General features: G+C 67.3%; 5 protein-coding genes. All 5 read right to left on the reverse strand.

Annotated elements, in window-relative coordinates; translation table 11 throughout:
- Nucleotides 1-12 precede the first annotated feature (12 nt).
- Nucleotides 13-1,212, reverse strand: coding sequence for an ABC transporter permease (locus ACE3P0_RS17135; RefSeq protein ID WP_374403946.1), 1,200 nt, complete (start codon nucleotides 1,210-1,212; stop codon nucleotides 13-15).
- 13 nt (nucleotides 1,213-1,225) lie between these two features.
- On the reverse strand, nucleotides 1,226-2,446 hold the full coding sequence (locus tag ACE3P0_RS17140; protein ID WP_374403947.1) for an ABC transporter permease: 1,221 nt from the start codon (nucleotides 2,444-2,446) through the stop codon (nucleotides 1,226-1,228).
- Between the two features lie 81 nt (nucleotides 2,447-2,527).
- Nucleotides 2,528-3,220 carry an ABC transporter ATP-binding protein gene (locus ACE3P0_RS17145; RefSeq protein WP_374403948.1) on the reverse strand — a complete coding sequence of 231 codons (693 nt, stop codon included), beginning with the start codon at nucleotides 3,218-3,220 and terminating at the stop codon, nucleotides 2,528-2,530.
- A gap of 17 nt (nucleotides 3,221-3,237) precedes the next feature.
- Nucleotides 3,238-4,029: a nucleotidyltransferase domain-containing protein gene (locus ACE3P0_RS17150; RefSeq protein ID WP_374403949.1), complete on the reverse strand. Its 792-nt coding sequence runs from the start codon at nucleotides 4,027-4,029 to the stop codon at nucleotides 3,238-3,240.
- Between the two features lie 1,096 nt (nucleotides 4,030-5,125).
- The gene (locus ACE3P0_RS17155; RefSeq protein WP_374403950.1) at nucleotides 5,126-6,310 is read right to left on the reverse strand and encodes an efflux RND transporter periplasmic adaptor subunit; all 1,185 of its coding nucleotides are present in this window, start codon (nucleotides 6,308-6,310) and stop codon (nucleotides 5,126-5,128) included.
- Nucleotides 6,311-6,478: the final 168 nt, after the last annotated feature.

Here is a 6,478-nt window from a genome sequence, read left to right on the forward strand (position 1 = left end):
GCGGCGCTGTGGCTATTCCGCCCTCAAGGCATCGAGCGGATCGAGCCGCGCCGCGTGGATCGCTGGTGCCACGCCGGCCGCCAGCCCGACGCTCACCGCCACGCCTTCGGCGAGCAGCGCGTACAACCACGGAATGCTCACCGGCAGCGCCGGCACCGCCAGTTTCAGCAGCCCGGCAATGCCGCCTCCGAGCAGCAGGCCGGCGACGCCGCCGATCGCGGCGAGCAAGGCCGCTTCGGCGAGGAACAGCCACAGGATGCGCCGCCGCGTTGCGCCGATGGCGCGCAGCAGGCCGATCTCGGCGGTGCGTTCCGATACCGCGATGGTCAGGATCGTCAGGATGCCGACGCCACCCACCAGCAGCGAGATGCCGCCGATCGCCGCCACGGCGAAGGTCAGCGTGTCGAGGATGGTGCCGAACACATCCAGCATCTGCTGCTGCGTGATGATCGTGAAATCCTCGCCGCCGTGCCGGGTTGTCAGCACCTGTTTGATGCTCGCCACCACATCGTCCACCGGCGCGGTCGGCTCATACACGACATGAATCTCCATCAGCCCCTCGCGGTTGAACATGTCGAGCGCGCGGCCGACCGGGATGTAGGCGGTGTCGTCGAGGTCGAAGCCCAGCATCTGCCCCTTCGGTGCCATCACGCCGACCACGATGTAGCGCTCGCTGCCGATGCGCACATGCGCGCCGAGCGGTTGCACGCCGGCAAATAGTTCGTGCGCCACCTTGCTGCCCAGCACCGCGAAGGCGCGCGCGTTGCGCGGGTCGTCGTTCGGCAGGAACTGGCCGCTCGCCACCTTCATCTGCAGCGCATCCGGGAACTGGTGTCCGACGCCGTACAGCGCAACGCGCCGCGTGCGGGTGCCGTAACGCACCTCCGCGTTGCCCTGCACGAGCGGGTCGGTGACGCGCACCCACGCTGCACGCCGCAGCGCGATGGCATCGTCGATCGACAGCGGCCGCGTGGTGTTGATGCCACCGAGCGGTGCGCCGTGTGTCTGGCTCTTGCCCGGCTGCACGGTCAGCAGGTTGGTGCCGAACTGCGTGAACTCGGCGATCACGAAGTGGTGCAGGCCTTCGCCGATCGCGGTGAGCAGGATCACCGCAGCGATGCCCACCGCCACGCCGAGTGCCGACAGCGCGGTACGCATGCGGTGTGCCGTCAGCGAGGTGAGCGTGAAGCGGGTGAGGTCGGCGGTGCGCATCGTTAGCCCCAGTTCATCGCCGTGAGAGGGCCTGCACCGGGTCTAGCTTCGCAGCCCGGCGTGCCGGCATGACGGTGAATACGACCGCGGTGACAATGGCGGTGAGCGGGGCGGCCACCAGCGCCCACCAGGGCGCGGCGAACGGGATGTTCGGGAAGGCCGCCACCAGCACCTGCTGGCCCAGCAAGCCCACCGCCACGCCCGCTGCGGCGCCGCCCAGTGCCAGCAGCACCGCTTCGCTGAAGAAGATGCGGCGGATCTCCGCTGCCGTGGCACCGAGCGCCTTCAGCAACCCGATCTCGCTGCGCCGTTGTGCGACCGAAATCAGCATCACGTTCATCACCAGAATGCCAGCCACGGCAAGGCTGATTGCCGCAAGCCCGCCGATCGCCAGCGTCAGCGTGCCGAGGATGCGGTCGAAGGTGGCCAGCACCGCGTCCTGCGTAATCACCGTCACGTCGCGCTCGCCCTCGTGCCGCTGCTGCATGATCGCTTCAGCGTCCGCTTTCGCCTGTGGTACCTGATCGCGCTGTTTGGCCTCAACCAGCACGCGGAACAGGCCCTCGGTATTGAACAGCGCCTGCGCCGCGGCGATTGGCACGATTACGAGTTCGTCCGTGTCGAGCCCCAGCGAGGTGCCCTGTTTGGCGAGTACGCCGATCACGCGGAACCGCCGGTCGCCGATGCGCAACCAGCGGCCCAGCGGTGGCTGCGTGCCGAAGAGTTCGGCTGCTATGGTTCCACCAATCACGCACACCTGTGCGGCATGGTGCGGATCGCCACCGGGCAGGAACACGCCCTGCGACAGCGTCATGTTGCGTACTGCGAGGAAGTCCGAGGTCGAACCCAACACCGGCCCTTCGCGCACCCGCGCGTCGGCGCCCTCGGCCGCGCGCACCGCACCCAGCCCCACGATCAGCGGTGCCAGCCGTCGCACCGCAAGGCTGCGCGACAAGGCGAGCGCATCGTCCAGCGTGATATCGCGCGTCGTCTCGCCGCTGGCAATCGCGGGCCCGGCGCCGGCGGTTTCGGATCGCCCCGGCAACACGATCACCAGATTCGTCCCCAGCGCGCCGAACTGCTCCGCAACGTAGCGCCGCGCGCCTTCGCCCAGTGCGCTAACCAGCACCACCGCCGCCACGCCGATGCCCATCGCCAGCAGCACCAATGCGGTCCGCACCACGCCACAGCGCACCACGCGCGCCGCATACTGGAGCAGGTCGGCGTTGCGCATGGCCGTCAGCGCTTGTCGCGCAAGGGCAACACCACCATGTCGGGTGGCTGAGGGAGGGGGCGGCGTGGCAAGGCGTTCATCTCAAGCGGCTTCCGGAACGATCTCGCCGTCCACCATGTGCAACTGGCGCTGCGCGCGGCCGCCCAGTTCCGGGTCGTGGGTCACGATGATCAACGTGGCGCCCGCGGCCTGCAGGCCTTCGAGCAGAGCGATGACATCCTGCCCGGTGTGTCGGTCCAGATTACCGGTCGGCTCGTCGGCGAGGATCAACGAGGGCCGCATCGCCATCGCGCGGGCAATCGCCACCCGTTGGCACTGCCCGCCGGAGAGCTGGTTCGGCCGATGATCCGCACGCTGCGTCAGGCCGTAGTCGCGCAGAAGCAGCTCGACACGCTCGGCGCGCTCCGCCGGGGCTATGCCCGCCAGCACCATCGGCAACTCGATGTTCTCGCGCGCCGACAAGCGCGGAACGAGGTGGAAGGACTGGAACACGAAGCCGATCTTCTCGCGCCGTGCCCGCGCCAGCGCATCGTCGTCCAGCCCGGTCACATCGCGCCCGTCCAGCAGGTAGTGCCCACTGTCGGGTCGGTCGAGCAGACCCAGCACGTTCAGCAGCGTCGACTTGCCCGAGCCGGACGGGCCCATGATCGCGATGTACTCGCCCTGCGCGATCGACAGATCCAGCCCGCGCAACGCGCTCACCGTTTCGTCACCGACCGTGAAGTGGCGGGTGATCGCGGCGAGCTGGATCAGCGGTGTCGGTGGCGACTGCATGGTGTGGGCTCTCGTGCCTAGAGGTCGTCGACCGGCGTGAAGCCGTGGCGCCAGTTCAGTTCGCTGTCCTGCATGAACTGCATCGGCCACGGCTGCGCCGGCTGCGGCCAGTCGCGAAATGTCTTGATTGCGGCGTAGAACGCATCGACCGCGGGCTTGCCGGGCGAAGTGAACATCGCATCGAAGTGTTCGATCAGTCCATCCGGCTGGTCTGCGCAACTTTCGAGTTCGCGACGGAGCCACTTGTGGAACGGGAACAGGCGCTGTCGTTCATTGAGGATCAGGCGCGCGCCGAACAGCGCGAGCTTGCTGCTGGCGAGTGCGCAGAGGTAAGGGTTCTGCTGTGCCAGTGCTTCGTGCGCGTACCAGTGCCAGGCCTCGAACTGGGCCAGAAAGCGGTCGCGGCGCGCGCTGGCATGCTCGACCGGGAAGCGCGCGGCCGCCGCCAGCAGTGCAGGAAGACCCTCGACGCGGCTGTGGAGGATCTGCGCGTCCTTGAAGGCGTAGCGAGCGGCGTCGCTGCCCCGCGCCGCGACATCTTGGATGAAGGCTATGTCGACGAACTTGCCGTCGACATAGCCGCCGTCGTAGGTGCTCAGCGTCGGCTCGTACAGCGTGAGTTCGTTGCGCGCCACGCGGTCGGCGTAGCGTGCCGAGTCGACGACCAGCATGACGTCGACGTCCGACTGCGGGCGCGCGAAACCTTGCGCGATCGAGCCGACCAGCAGAATGGCCTCGACATCCGCTTGAGCGGCGAAGCGGGCGATCACCCTGTCGATCGTCGCCGCGTGGTGGGGCAGATATTCCATGGCAGGTATTCAGGAATGTTGACGCTGCGGATTATCGATTTGCCGGGCGGTGCGGCTGCGTGTGTGGCGCAATTGAGCAAGCGGAGCATGGCGTTGTGCGGTTGTTTGTGTTGGCTGGCCAAAATTCGTGGTGGCCTTGGTCACGATGCGCACGCCTTGGCTGATCGACAGTTTCGTAGGTTGGGCTGAGTTTTACGAAGCCCAACGCTTGGTGTGGGGGTTCGCGATTGCGGCTTGCAGTTGGTGTTGTTGATTTGCAGTCGTGCGTTGGCCGGGGTCCCGCCCCCGGCGGGCGTGTTACTTCTTTTGCTTCGCCAAAAGAAGTAACCAAGAAAAGGCGACCCGGCGTTCGCGGTCAGACACTGCGTGTCTGACTCCCCTGCGTTGCTCGCACGACTGGGGGCCTGCGGAACTCGCCCTCGCTGCGCTCGGTGCTCAAACCGGCCCACGGCGGGCTTTGCACAGCCCGCCGGCTTCAGCGGCGCGAAGCGGTGCTTCGCGAAACCCCGCCTACGCCCTCGGCCTTCTTCCCGGTCGCGCTCCGCTACTCGGCGCTCTCGACGGGACCCGAAAGTCAAAACCACCCGTTGAGCAACAGTCGTCGGTTGTTCGTAGCTTGGATGGAGCGCAGCGGAACCCGACGCGGGCGTATCCGGATGCGTAACTCCATCTCCCGGATTCTGGCCTACGGCCAGCATCCGGGCTACGAGAATCAGACAACGGAGAAACGTCGACGCTTTTCCCTCCCCCTCTGAAACGCCGAGCAGCGCAGAAGCATCGGGTTCCGACGCACGCAGTGCGGCGGTGGCGAGCACTGTTCGAGCACCGAGCGCAGCGAGGGCGAGTTGCGCAGACACCCGATGGTTCGAGCAGCGCAGGGGACCGTGCGCGAAGCGCGCGGCGTTGAAGCGGGGGGCACTTCTTTGCCTACTTTCTTGTTGCCACAAGAAAGTAGGGCGCCAGCCGGGGCGCGACCCGGCTTGATAGGGAAGGCCGACACACGGCGCCGACGCAGATCGCGAGCCATAAGCCGAGTGTTGGGCTTCGCATAGCTCAGCCCAACCTACGCGGGGTGGCGTCGCCGGCCAGCGCGACTTCATTTCTTCAACACCTCAACTGCCGCCTTCGCCCCCGCCTTCACGCCGGCGCGATCGAGCGAGGTTACGACGCGATCGCCCTTGGCGAGTCCGCTCGCAACTTCGGTGAATTCCCAGTTCGACAGGCCGGGCGTGAACGTCACTTCCTTCAGCACGCCATCGCCGCCGAGCACCAGCACCCGGTTGCCGGGCATCACCGCTGCGGTCGGAACACGCAGCACGCCGTCGTGCGCGGTGACGATGATGTCGACGTCGGCGCTGTAGCCGATCAGCAGTGCTTGCGCATCGGCGGTGTCGGTGAAGTGCACTTCCACTTCGGCAGTGCGGGCCTGTTTTTCGAGTGCGAGCACGTAGGGCGCGATGCGCTTTACGGTGCCGTTGAAGTGGCGGTCGCGGAAGGCGTCGAGCGTGATGCGTGCGCTCATGCCGAGCTTGAGGCGTGCGGCGTCCACTTCGTCAATCGGTGCGCTGACGTAGAGGCAGCTGTCGTCGATCAGATCCACTGCTGGCAGCGTCGGGATGCCGGGCGGCGAGGGGGTCAGGTATTCGCCAACCTCGCCGTTGAGTTCGGCGACGATGCCGTCGAAGGGGGCACGCAGCACGGTGCGCTCAGTATCGGCTCGCGAGGCACCGATGCGCGCTTCCGCTTCGGCGATCTGGGCGGTTGCCGCGCTGCAGGCCGCGGCGGTGGATTGCGCTTCGGACTGGCTGCGCTGAATGCCTTCCGGCGACAGGAAGCCTTGGTCGCGCAATTGCTGCGCGCGGCGCGCGTTGGCCGCGGCGGTGTCGGCAACGGTGCAGGCCTGGCGTGCGGAAGCGCGGGCACTCTGCAACTGTTCGCGGGCGACGCGTTCGCGGGCGATGAAATCGTCGTTCCACAATTCCAGCAGTAATTGCCCGGCCTTGACCCGCTGCCCCTTCTTCACCGCCAGCGTGCCGATGCGGCCACCCGCAGGCGGCGCGAGCTTGGCACGCCGGCATGCGGTGACCGAGCCAGCACGGGTGTTCGACACGGTGGCTTCGACACGACCGGGCTGCAACTCGGCGACGATGACGGCGATTGGCTTCGGGCGGCTCATCAGCGCGGCGATTGCAGCGCCCGCGATGACTACGGCGAGCGCGATTGCGGCATTGCGCCGCGTTGTGCTGCGGGGTTTGCGTGCAGCGGCTTGGGGCGAGTCCATCGGGGCCTCGTAAGCGGGTGAGCTTGACAGTGACACTACACCCCTTGCGGGTAACGGGGGTGTTGCGCAGGGTCAGTGCTGATCGGGAATGTCGCTGCGTTCCGAGCGTGGCGCGGCGGCCGGGCATGGCCGCCGCTGTCGACTCGCTGGAGCCGACGCTGCTCAGCG

It is taken from the genome of Niveibacterium sp. (assembly GCF_041909475.1).
Lineage (GTDB): Bacteria > Pseudomonadota > Gammaproteobacteria > Burkholderiales > Rhodocyclaceae > Niveibacterium.

Coding starts and splice junctions, on each gene's coding strand:
- ACE3P0_RS17135 (WP_374403946.1), bottom strand. CDS start 1,212: ATGCGCACCGCCGACCTCACCCGCTTCACGCTCACCTCGCTGACGGCA.
- ACE3P0_RS17140 (WP_374403947.1), bottom strand. CDS start 2,446: ATGCGCAACGCCGACCTGCTCCAGTATGCGGCGCGCGTGGTGCGCTGT.
- ACE3P0_RS17145 (WP_374403948.1), bottom strand. CDS start 3,220: ATGCAGTCGCCACCGACACCGCTGATCCAGCTCGCCGCGATCACCCGC.
- ACE3P0_RS17150 (WP_374403949.1), bottom strand. CDS start 4,029: ATGGAATATCTGCCCCACCACGCGGCGACGATCGACAGGGTGATCGCC.
- ACE3P0_RS17155 (WP_374403950.1), bottom strand. CDS start 6,310: ATGGACTCGCCCCAAGCCGCTGCACGCAAACCCCGCAGCACAACGCGG.